Source organism: Oceanibaculum indicum P24, from assembly GCF_000299935.1.
In the GTDB taxonomy this organism is placed as follows: domain Bacteria; phylum Pseudomonadota; class Alphaproteobacteria; order Oceanibaculales; family Oceanibaculaceae; genus Oceanibaculum; species Oceanibaculum indicum.
Genome location: NZ_AMRL01000001.1, coordinates 67817 through 84921, shown reverse-complemented (window position 1 = coordinate 84921; position 17105 = coordinate 67817). Strand labels below are relative to the sequence as shown.

The following is a 17105-nucleotide window of genomic DNA, read 5'->3' as shown; positions in this document are numbered from 1 at the left end:
CCGTCAGTTGCGGGTAGCGGGGATTTCCCGGCCATTGCGCGGTTGCAGCGGGCGGGCATTGCCGGTGCCGCCGACCGCCTCGCGCAGCAGGCGCGCCTGTTCGGCGGACAGGGTGAGCGGGCGCCGCAGCACGAACCAGTCGACCCGCTCGGTGCAGGGCGGCACGGTCAGCGACCCGGTGTAGCGGGCGTAGGAGAGATCGTCGGGTAGCAGTTCGTGGGCGGAAAAGCTCTGGTCGGGCAGGGTGCGCTCTAGCCCCGATCCGCTGGGCAGGGCGGCCAGCACCCGGTCGATGCCGCGGTTCGGGCGCCCCTCATCCATCAGCACCGACAGGATCGCCACATGGCCGTCGGCGCGCTGATGCACAAGCTGCAACTCGGCGGCGAATTCCCGCCCGTCCAGCCGGTGCTCGGCCGGCACGCGGATATCGATGTGGCGCAGATTGTAGGCGCTCCAGCCGCTATCCAGCACGTCACGCGGCCCGCCGCGCAGCTTCAGTACGCGCCCGGTATTCATCACCGACAGCGCGCCGCCGGGATATTTCAGCGTCAGCGGCGGCAGGTCGGCCAGGGTGACCGCTGTCACATCGATGGGCGATTGCCGGATGCCATTGCCGCAGGCCCAGTAGGATGGCGACAGGCTGCTCCAGAAGGCGGGGCCAGTCTGCCCCTTATAGTCCCAGCCAAGCGCCATGGTGTGCTGCTGATCGACCAGCGGCGTCGCGCCCGCCGGCAATGCCGTGAGGGCCAGCAGGGCGGCGAGTGCCAGGGAAAGGGTAGGGCGTCTCATCATCGCTGCGGATGCTAGTGCAGAATCCCGCTCCTGTGAATCTCCCGCGTGGTGCCCATGCGCCGCGCGCAGTGTTTAACCGGCTTTTCTTATGTGTATGCTGTCGCCTGAAGCCAATAGCCACTCTGGCCAATAGCCCTTTGGGAGGATTTACAAGATGAGCAGCAATGTGGTGCCGATGACGGAGGAGCTTGCGCCGGGCAAGCCGGGCAAGAATTTCGTGCGTGTCCCGCTGCCGATGGATGCGGCGCCGGAACTGGTGATCGACACTTCCGGCGATGATGAGCGCATGTGGATGCAGCTTTCCGACAATGTCTGGATCCGCCCGCTGATGCTGAATGTCGTGCAGGGCAGCTGGGTGAACATCCTGAAGGCGAAGGCCGGCGGGATCGTCAGCCGGCACCGCCATCCGGCGATGGTCACCGGCTACACGCTGGACGGCGCCTGGGGCTACCTGGAGCATGACTGGGTCGCCACCAAGGGCACCTTCATCTTCGAGCCGGCGGGCGAGACCCATACGCTGGTGGTCGATCCCAAGGTCGGGCACATGACCACGCTGTTCCACAATATGGGCCCTCTGCTCTATGTCGATGAGAACGGCAAGCAGACCGGCTATGAGGATGTGTTCACCCGCATCGAGAAGTTCCGCGCCTATTACCGCCAGAACGGCCTCGGCGAGGGCTTCATCGAGCAGCTGATCCGCTAAGGCCCCCTACAGACGCGGCGGCTTCAGCCCGGCGCGGGCGCAGGCGAGATCGACCAGCACGGTCCAGTCGGTCTCCGCATGCCCCGACGCCCGGGCAAGGCCATAGCATTCGCGTGCCGCATGGCCGAGGAACATCGGGATGTCGGCGGTCCGTGCCGCGTCCAGCGCCAGGTTCAGGTCCTTATCGGCCAGCTTCACCCGGAAGCCGGGGTCGAGATCGCCCTTCAGCACCTTTGACGGGTAGTTGGTGACGAGGTGGCCGTTGGTCGCCGTGGTGCCGTTCACCACGTCCAGCGTCGGCTGCAGCGCGAGGCCGAAATGCTGGATCAGCGCCAGCGCCTCGGCATTCACCTGGTTCATCACGATGGCGATGTAGTTGTTCACCAGCTTGGTGCGGATGCCGGCCCCCGGCGCGCCGCAATGATGGATGGTGTTGCCCATCGCCTCCAGCAGCGGCTTCACACGGCCGAAATCGTTGGAGCTGGCGCCGACCATGAACAGTGACTTGCCCTGTTCGGCGAAGGTCACGGTGCGCCCGACCGGCGCATCGACGAAGCCGTGGCCGCGCTCGCCCAGCGCCTTCGACAGCAGGTCGGTGACGGACGGGTCGATGGTGCTCATATCCATCACCAGCATTTCCGCGCCGGCCGACTCGGCCAGCCCGCCGGGGCCGAGCACGACCGCCTCCACATCCGGCGAGTCCGGCAGCATGGTGACGATGATGTCGGCATTGGCCGCGACCTCGGCGATGCTGCCGGCGGCTGTCGCCCCCTCGGCGACCAATGCTGCCACCGCGTCCGGGTTCATGTCATAGACGATCATTTGCGCGCCGGTACCGCGCAGCAGGTTGCGCGCCATCGGGCGGCCCATCGCCCCAAGCCCGATAAAGCCGATCCGTTCCATCAATTCCTCCAGATTTTGGTTGTTGTTTTGGTTTCGTTTGTCATGCCCGGACTTGATCCGGGCATCCAGGGGCGGCGCCATGCCTGCACAGTTTCAGACCGTGGCTCTGGATTGCCGGGTCAAGCCCGGCAATGACAGTTTTGCGAATCATCCCCGCGCCAGCGACAGCGGGGAGACCTGTTCTGCCTTGCGGTGCAGCCGGTCGCGCTTGGAAACAGCCTGCAGCATGTCGGTCTGCACCTTCTGCAGCGTGTCGGCGGCCTCGTCGCGGTCCACCGTCAGCACCTTGCCGTCGCGCACCAGCTGGCGGCCATCGACATAGACTTCCCGGACCGCGCGGTCGGCGGCGGAATAGACCAGGCTGCGCAGCGGGTCGCGCACCGGCCGCATGGCGGGGTGGGCGAGATCGACCAGCACGATATCGGCCTTGGCGCCAACGGCAATGCGGCCCAGATCATCGCGGCCCAGCGCCTCCGCCCCGCCGATGGTGGCGGCATGGAACACCTCGCCGATGTTGGTGTCCTCCACATGCCGGCCGCCGATCCGGCCCAGCGTGGCGGCGAGGCGCATCTCCTCCAGCATGTTGTGCGGCTGGGTGTCGGTGCCGATGGCCATGGCGACGCCGGCCTTCACATACTGGCCGAAGCTTTCCATCATCTGGCCATAGCGGCTGAACACCAGCGGGCAATGCGCGACACGGGTGCCGGTCTCGGCCAGCAACGGCACGTCGCGATGGGTGTGCCAGCGGATCCAGGAATGGTGGTCCAGGAAGATGGCATGCGCGAGGATCATGCGGTCCGACAGCAGGCCGATATCGCCCAGCCACTGCACGGGGGTGAGGCCATGCCGGCGGGTGATCTCCAGATGGTCCCACACGCACTGGCCGGTATGCAGGGTGATCGGCCAGTTACGCTCCTTCGCCATGTCGTTGCTGTCGCGCAGCAGCTCGACGGAGCAGGTATCGACCTGCGCCGGGCTGACCATGGCGGACAACCGCCCGCTGGGATGCTGCACGGCCAGGTCCATGGTGCGGAAGGCGGCGTCCATCGCCTTGCGGCCGGCCTTCTCGTCCCAGTCATACTCGACCGTGTGGCCGGTGCGCGCGACCCAGGCGGCGGAGCGGTACATCGGCGCGGCGACGGAGCGGATGCCGGTCTCGGCCAGCGTGTCCAGCCAGCCCTCATAGGGGATGGCGAGATCGACCACCGTGGTGGTGGCACTCAGCAGCAGCTCCGAGATCGCCATGCGCGTGGCGGCGCGCAGCCCTTCGGCGGCCAGCGTGTCGCTGTCCATCGAATGGCCGGGCAGGAACAAAGGCTTCGGGTCGGCGACGCCACTCATGTACAGCGCCGGGTTGCCGATCTCCTCGGTGACGCCGCGCCCGACATTCTCCGACAGCAGGTGGGAATGGATATCGACCAGCCCCGGCATGACCATGAGGCCTGTGCCGTCGATGGTCTTGTCCACTGGGCCGGTATAGCCGGGGCCGATATGGGTGATGCGGTCGTCGGTGAAGACGATGTCGATGCCCTGCCTGTAGACGTGCCGTTTCGCCTCCGCGTCCCACAGGATGGCCCAGCCGATATCGGCGATGCGTGTCGTGCTCATGAAGCTCCCCTTTGTTATTGAGGCTATTGCAGCGCGGGCGGGCTTCATGCGCAATCGCTTATCGGCGGCGTGGCGCGCATGGCGGCATGCAGGGGGGGCGGGGGGATGTGCAGAAACCCTCTCCCCTGGCGGGAGAGGGTGGTGAGCGATAGCGAACCGGGTGAGGGGGCGGCACTGTCCTTGGCATTACCCCTCACCCAGCTGCGGCTAATTCGCTTCGCGACTAAGCCTCCGCGTCCCTCTCCCGCAAGGGGAGAGGGAATATGAGGCGTTTTGCCTTCGTCTTGCCGCGAAGTTCGGCTTATCTAGACGGCATGAAAACTCTTTCGCGCTTCACCTTCGCTGCTGCCCTGCTGCTGCCAGCCGCCGTTCTGGCAGACGTGCCGGCGCTGGACCGGCTGATCGAGACCAACCGGTCGGTCTGCGAGATCAAGCCGGCGCAGCGCTGCATCGATGCCGGCTGGGCCTTTGCCGACGCCAACCGCGACGGCGTGCTGGAGCTTGCCGAAATCCAGCGCGTGCGCCGGCTGACCGAACAATGGGTGCTGACCAAGGGCAAGAGCCTGCCGCCGCGCCAGCAGGGCTCCATCGTCATGGGGCTGATGCTGGTCGATTCGGCGGGGCTGCCGACCCTGTTTTCCAATTACGATCTGAATGGCGACGGAAGGCTGACGCAGGCCGAGATGTTCGCCGATGTGAAGCTGGATAACAGGCCGCTGCCCTGGATTCTGGCCGACCGGAACGCGGTCGATCTGCAGGCCAGCCGCCGCAAGCTGGGCGCGCTCGGACCTCTGCTAGACGGCGTCATCGCCCGCAAATAGGCTGTCAGGCGATCAGGTCTGTCGCCGCAAACACGTCGCTGCTGTCCAGCCTTGAGACGCCCAGCACGGTGATGGTCGCCGTTTTCGTGCCCGTCACATTGATCGTTACGCCGACCTGCCCGGACACGCTCTGCTGCGTGGCGAGGATTCCGGCGATCTGACCGTCTGTAACCCCTTCGATGCCGATCCGGTCATTGCCATTGCCGAAATCGGTGATGGTCGGCTCAAGGTCGGCGTTGGGAAAACGCGAATCGTAGCCGCGTACAATGAACACATCGTCGCCGGCTCCGCCGGTCAGCGTGTCGAAGCCGAGGCCGGAATAAATCGTGTCGTTGCCGTCCCCGCCCATGATGGAATCGCGGCCCTTGCCGCCGCGCAGCTCGTCATTGCCGAGGCCACCCATCAGCGTATCGCCGCCGAACTGGCCATAGATCACATCGCCCAGCTCGGTACCCAGAATCCACTCGCCGTTGCTGGTGCCGGTCTGTCGCAGCGTCAGAGTGGTGGGGTCCCATTCCGTCGCGTAGCTCGCCGTGCCGTAATAATATTGCATGGCTTCGCGGTCCGCCGGGCCGATCTCCGTGGCGGAACGTGAGCGTTCGTAGGACAGCAGGGTCTGGGTACCAACGGCTGCGCTATCCACGATCCTGGGGTCGCCCTCGAAGGGATGCTTGAAGCCCAGCGCATGGCCGATCTCGTGCAGCAGCAGCGAAAAGCCGCGTTCGCGCGGTGCCATGCTGCTGTCGCCGCCGAATCCTACCACATCCATGAACACGTCGCCGCCGAGGCCGTTATAGCTGTTCTCCGTGCTGCGCACGCCGTTCTGGGTGATGGTGACGTAACTGGGGTAGTAGGCGAAGCCGCTGAAATCGATGCCGTCGGCGTTGAAATCGAACAGGGCGAATCGGATCTGCCCGCCAGCACTTTCCGGCACCTCGACGAAGGCGATGCCGTTATCGGCCGCCCAGGCATCCAGCGCCAGCTTCGCATGGGCCTGCTGTGTCGACGAGAAGGCGGTGAAGTCTGTGCGGGGGTTGCCGTCGTAAGCGGGCTTGGTGCTTGAAAACGCATAGGTCACGACAACCGGCGTGCCAACTGGCGCGGCCTTGTTCCAGCGATACAGGTCGCCATTGCCGACGATAGCAAGGGCAGTTTCGGAAAGCGCCATCACCCCTCCATTCCATCGGGTTAGGAATGCCTCATCTTCATCTGCCACTATAAAATCCGCCCTGGCCCTGTCTAGCGCGCCAGCTTTATTTTCGGGATTTCCTTGTTCCGACGCGGCCCCGGCCTTTCTTTATGGGTATGGTCCGTTTCGCCCGCATCCTTGCCGCTGTGCTTTTGTGCCTGTTGGCGCTGCCCGGGTTCGCTTCGGCGCAGCCGGTCGATCCGGCGCTGACCGGGGCTGGCTGGAAGCTGCTGACCTTCGATCCGCCGCCCGCACAATTCCGGCAGCTGGAACAGGGCGGCATCGAGGTGGAGGCGAAGGGCAGCGTCGCCGTGCTCTACCGCAGTGCCGGGAAGGCAGAGGCGGACAAGCCGGTGCTGTCCTGGCGCTGGCGGGTGGACCGGTCGGATATCGAGCCGGTCGATCTTGGCCGGAAGGAGCGCGCGGACCGTCCCATCGCCCTGCATGTCGGGTTCGAACAGGATGAGAGCACCAGCGATTTCATGCGCTCGCTCGCCGCCCGCATGATGGGCGCACCGCCACCCGGCCGGGTCATCACCTACACCTGGGGCGGCATCCAGAAGGCGGGGGAGGTGCTGGTCAGCCCCTATCTGGGCGATGAGGGGCGCATCGTCATCCTGCGCGCCGGAAATGCGCCGCTTCGCGACTGGGTTACCGAGAGCGTCGATCTGAAGGCCGATTTCCGGCGCTTCTTCGGTTATGCGCCGCCGCCGGTCGCCTATATCGCGATTTCCGCCGACGCCGACGACCAGCCCGGCCACACGCTGGCCCGCATCGCCGATATCAGCTTCCAGGGCGCGCAGTGACCAGAATACCGGCCCTTTCCCAAGCTTTCTAAATTCGTCATTCCCGCACTTGTTGCGGGAATCCAGGCCTCGGCTTGCTTCGGCATCGCCCTTGCGGGCTGAACCCTGGACCCCCGGTACAAGACCGGGGGTGACGGAAAGAGTGTCAGGAGTGCTGTTTTCAAAATCCGGTACTTAAATTCCCTCGAAACACCGCCATCTTGACATTGCTGACGAGATTGTTGACAAATCTGTCATCATATTTCGTTGACGGGCCGGTTTGCCGGTCCGATCATCCCTTCCGGCCATCCAGCCCATCCGCCAGCCGTTCAAGAGAGGCCATCCATGGCAACCAATCAGCTTTCCGGCGCCGAAGCCTTCGTGCGCATGCTTCAGCACCACAAGGTGGAGATCGTGTTCGGCCTGTGCGGCGACACCAGCCTGCCGCTGTACGACGCCTTCTACCGCCTGGACCATGGCATCAAGCACATCCTGACCCGCGATGAGCGCTCGGCCTCCTATATGGCGGACGGCTATGCCCGCACGTCGGGCAAGGTCGGCATCTGCGAGGGGCCGAGCGGCGGCGGCGCCACCTACATCCTGCCGGGCGTGGTGGAAGCCAATGAAAGCTCGATCCCGATCCTGGCGGTGACCACCGACATCGCGGTCTCCTCGCGCGGCCGCTACACGCTGACGGAGCTGGACCAGAACGCGCTGTTCCGCCCGCTGTCCAAGTACAACACGGTCATCGACCGGTCGGTCGATATCCCGCGCACGCTGCGCGCCGCCTTCCAGCAGATGACCAGCGGCAAGCCGGGTGCCGCGCATCTGGGCCTGCCGTTCGATGTGCAGAAGGGCCCGGTGGACGAGAGCGATGTCTGGGCCGAGCCGGAGATGGGCGCTTACCCCTCGCGCCGCTACGGGCCGGACCCGAAGGATGTGGAGAAGGCAGCCGAACTGATTCTGGCGGCGAAGAAGCCGCTGTTCGTCTGCGGCGGCGGCGTGGTCATCGCCGGCGCCGAGGCCATCCTGCTGAAGCTGGCTCAGGCGCTGGGCGCGCCGGTCGCCACCACCATCAGCGGCCAGGGCTCGATCGGCGAGGGGCATGAGCTGTCGGTCGGCGTCGTCGGCTCCAATGGCGGCGTGGTGGAAACCCGCGAGATCGTGAATTCCGCCGATCTGGTCATCTTCATTGGCTGCCGCGCCGGCTCCGTCACCACGGAACGCTGGCGCTATCCGGCGCCGGGCTCGGCGAAGATCGTGCATATCGATGCCGACCCGATGGTGCCGGGGGCCATCTACCGCACCGACGCGACGCTGATCGGCGATGCGCGGCTGGCGCTGGAGGCGCTGTACGGCGCGATGGAAGGCGAGTTCAAGACGCACAAGCCGACCCAGGCCTGGGGCAGCGCGGTCGCCGACGCCAAGCGCAAGAAGTTCGAGGCGTTCCGCGCCCTGGCGCAGAGCAACGACGCGCCGATCAAGCCGGAGCGCGTGGTCGCCACGCTGAACGAGATCCTGCCGGAAGATGCGGTCATCGTCTGCGACCCCGGCACGCCCTGCCCCTATTTCTCCGGCTATTACGAGTTCCTGAAGCCGGGCCGGCACTTCATTTCCAACCGCGCGCATGGCGCGCTGGGCTATTCCATGGCGGCCGCTGTCGGCGCGCATTATGGCCGGCCCAGCGCCAAGACCGTTGCCATCATGGGCGATGGCAGCTTCTGCTTCACCGCCGGCGAGATGGAAACCATCGCCCGCATTGGCGCGCCGGTGACAATGATCGTCATCTCCAATTCGGTCTATGGCTGGATCAAGGCCGGCCAGAAGACCGGCTTCGACGCCCGCTACTTCTCGGTCGATTTCTCGCAGACCCAGCATGCCAAGGTCGCCGAGGCGTTCGGCATCAAGTCGTTCCGCGTCGAGGACCCGGCCGAGTTGAAGTCGGTGCTGAAGCAGGCCACCGAATATCAGGGCCCCACGCTGGTGGATATCGTCTGCCAGCCGCTGCACGAGGCGCGCGCGCCGGTCAGCGAGTGGGTGGCCTGATCGCTGAACGCCGACCGTGAACCGGGCGGCCTGGGTAAGATAGGATGTAAATTCCGTTGACAGGCCGGACCGGGACGAAAAGAGTTGGGACAGGAATTACGTTAATATCCAGGCTTTCACTGTGAAATGGCGTCGCCGGGCGGCGGCGCCGGGGGTCCGCTCCGGGCAGGGGCGGACGAAATGAAGGAGGCACACGCATGACCAAGGATTATTCGATCTCCCGCCGCGAGACGCTGCTCGGCAGCCTCGGCCTGGCCGCCGCCGCCGGTATGCTGGTTCCCAGCACCAGCGTCTTCGCGCAGCAGGCGAACCGCTGGGGTTCGTCCTCTATCGGTTCCACCGGCTACGTCATCATCGAGGCGCTGGCCTCGACGGTGAACAAGCACACCAAGCTGAAGAATTCCTCCATGGCCACCAGCGGCGGCGCCGAGAACATGGCGCTGATCGGCGAGAACCAGATGGAGTTCTGCCAGACCACTTCGACCGACTGGCAGCCCGCCGTGAATGGCGAGAAGCCCTACGGCAAGAAGATCGACGTCAACCAGGTGCTGGCCTACACGGTGTTCAACTGCACCCCGATGGTGCGCGCCGACAGCCCGATCAAGACGCTGGCCGACCTGGAAGGCAAGCGCTGCATGCCGTCCCCGGCCGGCAGCTCGACCGCGGCCATGTGGCGCGTGCTGTTCGAGGCGGCGGGCATCAAGGTGAACTGGACCTACGGTTCCTGGCGCGAGAGCTATGACGCGCTGCGCGCGGGTGCGGTGGATTGCATCCCCTCGCTGTTCACCAACAGCCGCCCGGCGCCGATCCTGACCGAGCTGGAAGCCACCACCCCGGTGCGCATCCTGCCGATCCCGACGGATGTCATGAAGAAGGCCCAGGCCATCAATCCGGGCGTCGTCTCCGGCGAGCTGAACCCGACCGACTGGAAGACCATCGACAAGCCGATGGATGTCGCTTCCTTCTCCGGCATCCTGGCCTGCCATCCGAAGGTGAGCGAAGAGGACGTCTATCAGGTCTGCAAGGCGATCTTCGACAATGCCGCCGAGGTGCAGTCCATCGGCAAGCAGCTGAAGGACATCGATGCCAAGTTCGGCGCGCGCTACCTGATGACCGGCTTCAAGGTCCACAAGGGTGCCGCCAAGTACTTCAAGGAAAAGGGCCTGTGGCGCGACGAGCTGACGATTGCCAGCTGAGCCGCGATAACATGATAGAGTATGGGGCGGCCTGGGAACGGGCCGCCCCTTACCGTATCCAAGTGCTGTAACTGACCGTTTCACCCGCTTCCCAGGAAAGCCACGCCCGTGACGAGTTGGACTGACCGCCTCGCCCGTTATTTCGTTCCCGACGAAACCCCGCATGCCGGACTCATCATTCTTGCCGGCCTGCTGTCCGTGGCTTTCGTGCTGGTGCATGTGTTCCAGCTAACCAATTATTTCCTGCCCGGTGGCCAGTTCAAGGTCGTGCATATCGCCGGCGGCATCCTGCTGACCTTCCTGGCGCTCGCGGTGAAGGACGGCACCAGCCGCTTCCAGCGCTGGCACTTCGTGGCGATGGCGGCGATCACGCTGATCCCGCTGCTCTACATCTTCATCGAGCATGAGGCGATCACCACCGAGCGCCAGTTCATCGTCAGCGATGTCGATATCGGCATCGGCGTGCTGTTCCTGCTGCTGGCGATGTATGCCGCCTGGCGCGAATGGGGCTGGATCATGAGCGCACTGGCGGTGGCCACGCTGCTCTACGGCTATTTCGGCTATCTCATTCCGGGCGACTTGTTCTTCCATGCCGGCATCGGGCTGAAGCGGCTGCTGGGCTATACCTCGATTCCCTATTTCCAGGGGCTGCTGGGCGGCCTGTCGGAGCTGTCGGCGGGGACCATCTTCCCCTTCATGCTGTTCGCCGCGGCGCTGGAGATGACCGGCTGCGTCGATTACATCATGGGTGCCGCCTACCGCATCGGCGGCAAGACCCGCGCCGGACCCGCTCAGGTGGCGGTGGTCGGCAGCGGCATGATGGGCATGGTCTCCGGCTCTTCCGTCGCCAATGTCGCCTCGACCGGCGCGCTGACCATCCCGCTGATGAAGCGTTTCGGCTTCAAGGGTGAATTCGCCGGCGCGGTGGAGGCTGTGGCCTCGACCGGCGGCCAGATCACCCCGCCGATCATGGGTCTGGCGGCCTTCCTGATCGTCGGCATCACCGGCATTCCCTATGTCGAGATCGTGAAGGCGGCGGTGTTCCCGGCGCTGATCTACTACGCCTATCTGATGGTCGCGGTGCATATCCGCGCCATCAAGCGCAACATCGACGTGCGCGACCGGGCGGAGGAGCTGCAGAAGGAATTCCTGCCGGAGCCGTTCCTGAAGGCGACGGTGCGCAACATCCCCTTCTATGTCGCCATCACCTATCTGGTGGTGGTGCTGATCACCGGCCGTTCGCCGGGCGGCGTCGCCATCGAGGCGACCGGCATCCTGGTCGGCCTCACCATCCTTCGCGACTTCGTGATCGGCTGGGACGGTCTTGCGGGCCGCATCGCGCACACCCTGCAGATGCTGGGGCGCATCGGCTATAACGGCGCGCTGCGCGGCGCGCAGGTCGCCATCGTCGTTGCCGTCATCGGCGTGCTGGTGGATATTCTGGTCGTCACCGGCTTCGCGCAGAAGCTGTCCTTCGCCATGCTGGACATGGCGGGCGGGGAGCTGTGGCCGCTGCTGCTGATTGCCGCTGTCTCCTGTCTTGCCTTCGGCCTCGGCCTGCCGACCTCGGCGGCTTACATCCTGGTGGCGCTGCTCGGCGCCCCGGCGCTGATCGAGCTGGGCGTGCCGATCCTGGCGGCGCACATGTTCGTGTTCTTCTTCGCCAATGTCTCGGCGATCACCCCGCCGGTGGCGGTGTCCTCGCTGATCGCGGCGAAGATCGCCGGTGCCTCCTATTTCAGGACCGGCATGATCGGTGTGCGGCTGGGGTTGCCGGGCTTCCTGCTGCCCTTCCTGTTCGCCATCCATCCGGAAATCCTGGGGATCGACAGCTCATTGCCCTATGTGGCGATGGTTTCGCTGATGGCGTTCATCGGCGTGATGTCGCTGAACCTGATCCTGGAAGGCCACTACATGCTGCCGGTGAACTGGGTGCAGCGCGCCTTGCTGCTGCCGGCGGCTGGCGGGCTGCTGATGCCGGGGCTGACCAGCTCCGCCATCGGACTCTGTTTCTTTGCCGTGGTCACCGCCTGGCAGTATCTCGATCTGAAGCGGCAGAAAGCGGCGGCGGCCTGACCGCCGCCGGGCGTCCTATCCTGTCTAGCCTCGCCCCATTTAGCCTCGCCAGGGCGCCCGCTGGCCCCGCGCGCAGACGATCTGCGTGCCGCCCAGCGGCGCCGGCAAGGTGAGTTTCAGCACGCCGGCGCCGATCTCCTCCACAGCACCGCCACCCTTCAGGAAGTGGTTCGCGGTGGCGGCCAGGTCGCCGCTGACCAGGCTGTAACCGGCCATGAAAGGTGTGGACGGTAGGGTCGCGCCGGGCAGGGCGGCTGGCAGGCTATCGGGCGTCACGAAGGTCAGCGCCCCGCGGTCGGTCTCCAGATGCCAGCCATCGCCATTCTTCTCCGCCGTGCGGTCGAGGAAACGGGCAAAGCGCGTCGCGGCTTCCTCCGGGTCCTCCACCGCCAGCAGCACGTCGTGCAGCTCCTCGATCCGGTTCGGGTGATCCATCCAGCGTTCCTGCCAGACAGCGCTTTCCGTGTAGTGGGTCAGCATCTGGATGCGGCCTTCCGGCATCGTCCCCGGCGGAACGCGCACCACGGAGAAGCGGGCCTCCTCGGTGCCGCCCTCCGGCAGCTCGACCGGGCGGGTCAGGCGGACCAGCGGCGTCGGCGCGAAGCCCTGCTGCTCCAGCCGCTTCCAGGCGGCCTCGGCATCGCCGACGGCGAAGGCCAACAGATGCAGTCCGACATAGCGTTGCACCGCTGCCTGCAGCTGCTGCGCCAGCGGCGTATCGGCGACGGAGGTCAGGAATTCCAGATAGCCGCGCCGCAGCATGACCAGCCGGTTGGCGGTGCCCGCCGGCGTCGGCGGCTCGCCGGGCTTCAGGCTGTTCTGCTGGTGGGTGAAGGGGGTCAGGCGATAGCCCAGCCCTTCCAGCGCCGCACCGGCCGCCTCCATGTCGGGCACGAAATGCGCGATATGGTCGAGGAACAGTTCGTCAGAACGAGGCAGCTGGCGGTCGGCATAGGCCATCGGGTCTTCTCCTTGTTGTGTTGCGTGCTGACTATAGGGATGCCACCGCGCGATAGCATTGCGAAATCCGGATGGGGGCATGATATAACTGGTCAGCTGACTGGTCAGGAGAAGCATGATGGCGATCTGGCGCGTACAGGATGCGAAGGCGAGGTTCAGCGAATTCGTGCGGGCCAGCCTGACGCAGGGGCCGCAGGTGGTGACGCTGCGCGGGGTGGAAACCGCCGTGCTGGTGCCGATTGCGGAATGGCGCCGCCTGACGGCCTCGCGGCCCAGCCTGAAGGAACTGCTGCTCGCGGAGGAGGGGCGTGCCGAAGGCCTGACCCCACCGCGCGGCAAGCTGCGCCGCCGGGCCGCCACCGCGCTTTGATTCATGTATCTGCTGGACACCAACATCCTGTCGGAACTACGCCGCCCGAAACCGCATGGCGCGGTGCTGGCCTGGCTGGAAGGGGTGGCGGATACCGATCTCTACCTCTCCGCCGTAACGGTTGGCGAAATCCAGGCGGGTATCGAGATAACGCGGCGTCAGGATGCGGCGAAGGCTGCGGAGATCGAGGCCTGGCTGGATGCCGTTGTGGAGACCCGCCATGTTCTGCCGATGGATGGGCGTGTCTTCCGCGAGTGGGCGCGGCTGATGCACGGCAAGCCGGATACGCTTATTGAAGATGCCATGATCGCGGCAACGGCACGGGTTCACGGGCTGACGGTGGTGACCCGGAACATACGCGATTTCCAATCTTTCGGTGTGCCCTTGCTCGACCCTTTCAAGACTGAATGAAGTGTTACAGTATAACGCCATCTCGCTGATCCCTATCGTCACCCTCTGAAGGTTGCCATGTCCTCGATACCCGTCTCCGTCCTCACCGGTTTCCTCGGCAGCGGCAAGACCACCTTGCTGTCCAAGCTGTTGCGTCATCCGGGCATGGCGGATACTGCCGTCGTCATCAACGAGTTCGGTGAGGTCGGGCTCGACCATCTGCTGGTCGAGAAGAGCAGCGAAAACATGGTGGAGCTGAACAGTGGCTGCCTGTGCTGCACCGTGCGCGGCGATCTGGTGACCACGCTGCGCGACCTGCACATCAAGCGCGCGAAGCAGGAGATATCCTCCTTCAAGCGGCTGGTGATCGAGACCACGGGCCTGGCCGATCCGGCGCCGATCCTGCACACGCTGATGACCGACCCGATGCTGGCCAGCTATTACCGGCTGGACGGCGTCATCACCGTGGTCGATGCGGTGAATGGCGAGGCGACGCTGGACAATCACATGGAGGCGGTGAAGCAGGCCGCCGTGGCCGACCGGCTGGTGCTGACCAAGACCGACCTGGTGAAGGACCCGGCCTCCGCGCGCGATCTGGAAGCGCTGGAGAGGCGGCTGGCACAGCTCAACCCGGCGGCGCCGCGCCTGCGCGCCGTGCAGGGCGAGATCGAGCCGGAGGTGCTGTTCAATGCCGGGCTCTACGATCCGACACTTAAGACACCGGATGTGCTGCGCTGGCTGAAGGAGGAGGCCTATGCCGACTCCCATGCGCATCACGATCATGACCACGATCACGGTCATGATCATCACCATCACCATGGGCATGACCACCATCACGATGTGAACCGGCACGACGATCATGTGCGGGCCTTCTGCATCGTGCTGGACCGGCCCATCGACGCGATGGCCTTCAGCCTGTTCATCGAAATGCTGATCGCCACGCGCGGCGAGAATCTGCTGCGCGTGAAGGGCATCCTGAACATCGCCGACCGGCCGGACCAGCCGGCGGTGATCCATGGCGTGCAGCATGTCTTCCACCCGGTCGCCTGGCTGGAGGCCTGGCCCAGCGAGGACCGCCGCAGCCGCCTCGTCTTCATCACGCGCGACGTGCCGGAGGACGATATAAGGCAGCTCATCCGGGCGCTGCAGGTCGAGGCCCAGCCGCAGGACGTGCCGCAGGGCACGCCAGCCTGATTTCCCACGCGGAACGGGAATTCCGTTTCGGCGTTTTGGTTTCGCGGCCCGGCCATGGATAATGGCCGGGAAAGGCAGGTATTGCGGCCAGTTTCGGGCCGCGCCGGACAAGGGGTGCGATGGAGCTCGCCAACCAGCTTATCTTTCTCGGCAGCGCGCTGCTGATCGTCAGCATCATCGCGGGGGTTTTGTCCTCGCGGATCGGCGCGCCGTTGCTGCTGGTCTTCCTGGCGCTCGGCATGGTGGCCGGGGAGGACGGGCTTGGCATCCAGTTCGACAATTTCCAGGCCGCCTATTTGCTGGGCAGCCTGTCGCTGGCGATCATCCTGTTCGATGGCGGGTTGCGCACGCCGTTGCGCTCCATCCGCATCGCCTGGGCGCCAGCCAGTGTCATGGCGACGGTGGGGGTGCTCGTCACCGCGGCCATCACCGGGCTTGCGGCGGTCTTCCTGCTCGATCTGCCGCTGATCGCCGGATTGCTGACCGGCGCCATCGTAGCCTCGACCGACGCCGCCGCCGTGTTCTTGCTGCTGCATCAGCGCGGCATGGAGCTGCGCAAGCGCATCGGCGCCACGCTGGAAGTCGAATCCGGCGTGAACGACCCGATGGCGGTGTTCCTGACCATCACCCTGGTGGAGCTGCTGGTCAGCGGCGGCGGGGACGTTACCTTCACCATCGTCCATTCCTTCCTGCTGCAGCTGGGCGTTGGCGCGCTGGCGGGCGTGGCGGCGGGGTTTGCGCTGGCCCTGGTCGTGAACCGGCTGGAGCTGGCGCCGGGCCTGTATCCGGTCTTCGTCGTCGCGGTGGCCTGCGCGCTGTTCGGCGGTACTCAGCTGCTCGGCGGCAGCGGATTCCTGGCCGTCTATCTGGCCGGCATCGTCGCCGGTAACCGGCGGATGCGCGCCAACCAGCTGATCCGCCGCTTCCATGACGGGATGGCCTGGATCAGCCAGATCGTCATGTTCCTGATCCTGGGGCTGCTGGTGACACCCAGCCGGCTGATCGACGACATCGTGCCCGGCACCATCATTGCGCTGGTGCTGATCTTCCTCGCCCGGCCGGTGGCGACCATGCTGTGCCTCATACCGTTCCGCTTCAGCCGGGAGGAGCTGCTGTTCATCTCCTGGGTCGGCCTGCGCGGCGCAGTGCCGATTTTCCTGGCGATCATCCCGGTTCTGGGCGGCATCGAACATGGGATGCAGTATTTCAACGTCACCTTCATCGTCGTGCTGCTGTCGCTGCTGCTGCAGGGCTGGACCGTGCCGTGGCTCGCCCGCCGGCTCGACCTGCAGTTGCCGCCCACCCCGGAAGGCGAGGGCAGGCTGGACCTGGACCTGTCGCCGCAGATCGACCGCGACCTGATCGGCTATCGCCTGCCGGAAACGGCGACGGCGGCGAACAAGCCGTTCAAGCAGATACTCTTCCCGCCACGGGTGCGGCTGATCACCGTGCTGCGCGACGGCGCGGTGGTGCCGAAATACAAGATCGAGGCGCTGTATCCGGGCGATTACGTGCTGCTGCTCTGCCCGCCGGAGCAGGCGCTGGCGGCCGACCGTCTGTTCACCGCGCGGCGCGGCACAAACCGGACATCCGAGGTGCGGCTCGGCGATTTCGTGTTCGAGGGCGGGCGCAAGATGTCCGCGCTGGCGGACGAATATGATCTGCCGGTCAGCCGTCAGCAGCGCGACCTGACCGTCGCTGCGCTGATGGCCTCGCTGCTGCCCGGCACGCCCAATGTCGGCGACCGGGTGACGCTGGGCACAGTGGAGCTGGTGATCCGCGACATGCGCGATGGCGAGATTGCCGAGGTCGGCCTGATCCTGGAGCCGGGCCGGCCGCACCTGCTGCCGCCCGGCCTGCTGTCGCGGGCGCAGGCCGTTACCCGCCGGCTGCGGCGTCGCCCGGTGTCGGTGGATGGCATGGCCGCGTCGGCGGAGCGGCAGCCCTCGCGGCTTGGCGCCCTGTGGCACCGCCTGAGGGGAAACAAATGAGGGACCGGCGTTAAATTTTTGCAGGGCACGCATTGGCGGAGCTGGTCTATCATCCCGGCAACGAACAAAAAGCATCACGCC

General features: G+C 65.6%; 15 protein-coding genes. 10 read left to right on the top strand and 5 right to left on the bottom strand.

Going from position 1 to position 17105, the window contains the following annotated elements:
• Window positions 1-3 precede the first annotated feature (3 nt).
• A complete protein-coding gene (locus P24_RS00415) occupies window positions 4-792 on the bottom strand; it encodes a carbonic anhydrase (RefSeq protein WP_040706029.1) in 789 nt (262 codons plus the stop codon).
• 154 nt (window positions 793-946) lie between these two features.
• On the opposite strand from P24_RS00415, the gene P24_RS00410 reads away from it, so the two are divergent.
• Window positions 947-1495, top strand: coding sequence for a 2,4'-dihydroxyacetophenone dioxygenase family protein (locus tag P24_RS00410; protein ID WP_008942702.1), 549 nt, complete (start codon window positions 947-949; stop codon window positions 1493-1495).
• 6 nt (window positions 1496-1501) lie between these two features.
• Here the strand turns inward: P24_RS00410 and P24_RS00405 are convergent, their stop codons facing one another.
• Both P24_RS00405 and P24_RS00400 read right to left on the bottom strand, forming a co-directional pair.
• Window positions 1502-2479 (bottom strand): NAD(P)-dependent oxidoreductase, encoded by a 978-nt coding sequence (locus P24_RS00405; protein WP_008942701.1) that lies wholly within the window; start codon window positions 2477-2479, stop codon window positions 1502-1504.
• Between the two features lie 66 nt (window positions 2480-2545).
• Window positions 2546-4006 carry an amidohydrolase family protein gene (locus P24_RS00400; RefSeq protein WP_008942700.1) on the bottom strand — a complete coding sequence of 487 codons (1461 nt, stop codon included), beginning with the start codon at window positions 4004-4006 and terminating at the stop codon, window positions 2546-2548.
• Between the two features lie 314 nt (window positions 4007-4320).
• On the opposite strand from P24_RS00400, the gene P24_RS00395 reads away from it, so the two are divergent.
• Window positions 4321-4827, top strand: a complete 507-nt coding sequence (locus tag P24_RS00395; RefSeq protein WP_008942699.1) for an EF-hand domain-containing protein — start codon at window positions 4321-4323, stop codon at window positions 4825-4827.
• Between the two features lie 4 nt (window positions 4828-4831).
• Here P24_RS00395 and P24_RS19020 read toward each other — a convergent pair whose 3' ends face one another.
• On the bottom strand, window positions 4832-5995 hold the full coding sequence (locus tag P24_RS19020) for a putative protease (protein ID WP_008942698.1): 1164 nt from the start codon (window positions 5993-5995) through the stop codon (window positions 4832-4834).
• 131 nt (window positions 5996-6126) lie between these two features.
• Here P24_RS19020 and P24_RS19015 point away from each other — a divergent pair, with 131 nt between their 5' ends.
• The 4 genes from P24_RS19015 to P24_RS00370 all read left to right on the top strand — a co-directional run bounded on the left by P24_RS19015 (window position 6127) and on the right by P24_RS00370 (window position 12119).
• Window positions 6127-6822 carry a DUF3047 domain-containing protein gene (locus P24_RS19015; RefSeq protein WP_008942697.1) on the top strand — a complete coding sequence of 232 codons (696 nt, stop codon included), beginning with the start codon at window positions 6127-6129 and terminating at the stop codon, window positions 6820-6822.
• Window positions 6823-7146: 324 nt separating this feature from the next.
• On the top strand, window positions 7147-8847 hold the full coding sequence (locus tag P24_RS00380; protein WP_008942696.1) for a thiamine pyrophosphate-binding protein: 1701 nt from the start codon (window positions 7147-7149) through the stop codon (window positions 8845-8847).
• A gap of 197 nt (window positions 8848-9044) precedes the next feature.
• Window positions 9045-10043 carry a TAXI family TRAP transporter solute-binding subunit gene (locus P24_RS00375; RefSeq protein ID WP_008942695.1) on the top strand — a complete coding sequence of 333 codons (999 nt, stop codon included), beginning with the start codon at window positions 9045-9047 and terminating at the stop codon, window positions 10041-10043.
• A 108-nt stretch (window positions 10044-10151) separates the two neighbouring features.
• On the top strand, window positions 10152-12119 hold the full coding sequence (locus P24_RS00370) for a TRAP transporter permease (RefSeq protein ID WP_008942694.1): 1968 nt from the start codon (window positions 10152-10154) through the stop codon (window positions 12117-12119).
• A 39-nt stretch (window positions 12120-12158) separates the two neighbouring features.
• On the opposite strand, the gene P24_RS00365 is transcribed toward P24_RS00370, so the two are convergent.
• On the bottom strand, window positions 12159-13079 hold the full coding sequence (locus P24_RS00365) for a VOC family protein (RefSeq protein ID WP_008942693.1): 921 nt from the start codon (window positions 13077-13079) through the stop codon (window positions 12159-12161).
• Between the two features lie 115 nt (window positions 13080-13194).
• On the opposite strand from P24_RS00365, the gene P24_RS00360 reads away from it, so the two are divergent.
• The 4 genes from P24_RS00360 to P24_RS00345 all read left to right on the top strand — a co-directional run bounded on the left by P24_RS00360 (window position 13195) and on the right by P24_RS00345 (window position 17024).
• Complete coding sequence (locus tag P24_RS00360) at window positions 13195-13449, top strand: type II toxin-antitoxin system Phd/YefM family antitoxin (protein ID WP_008942692.1); 255 nt, start codon at window positions 13195-13197, stop codon at window positions 13447-13449.
• Between the two features lie 3 nt (window positions 13450-13452).
• Window positions 13453-13860 carry a type II toxin-antitoxin system VapC family toxin gene (locus P24_RS00355; protein ID WP_008942691.1) on the top strand — a complete coding sequence of 136 codons (408 nt, stop codon included), beginning with the start codon at window positions 13453-13455 and terminating at the stop codon, window positions 13858-13860.
• Between the two features lie 57 nt (window positions 13861-13917).
• On the top strand, window positions 13918-15033 hold the full coding sequence (locus tag P24_RS00350) for a CobW family GTP-binding protein (protein ID WP_008942690.1): 1116 nt from the start codon (window positions 13918-13920) through the stop codon (window positions 15031-15033).
• 119 nt (window positions 15034-15152) lie between these two features.
• Entirely contained in the window at window positions 15153-17024 is a 1872-nt protein-coding gene (locus P24_RS00345; RefSeq protein ID WP_008942689.1) for a potassium/proton antiporter, read from the top strand.
• Window positions 17025-17105 lie beyond the last annotated feature (81 nt).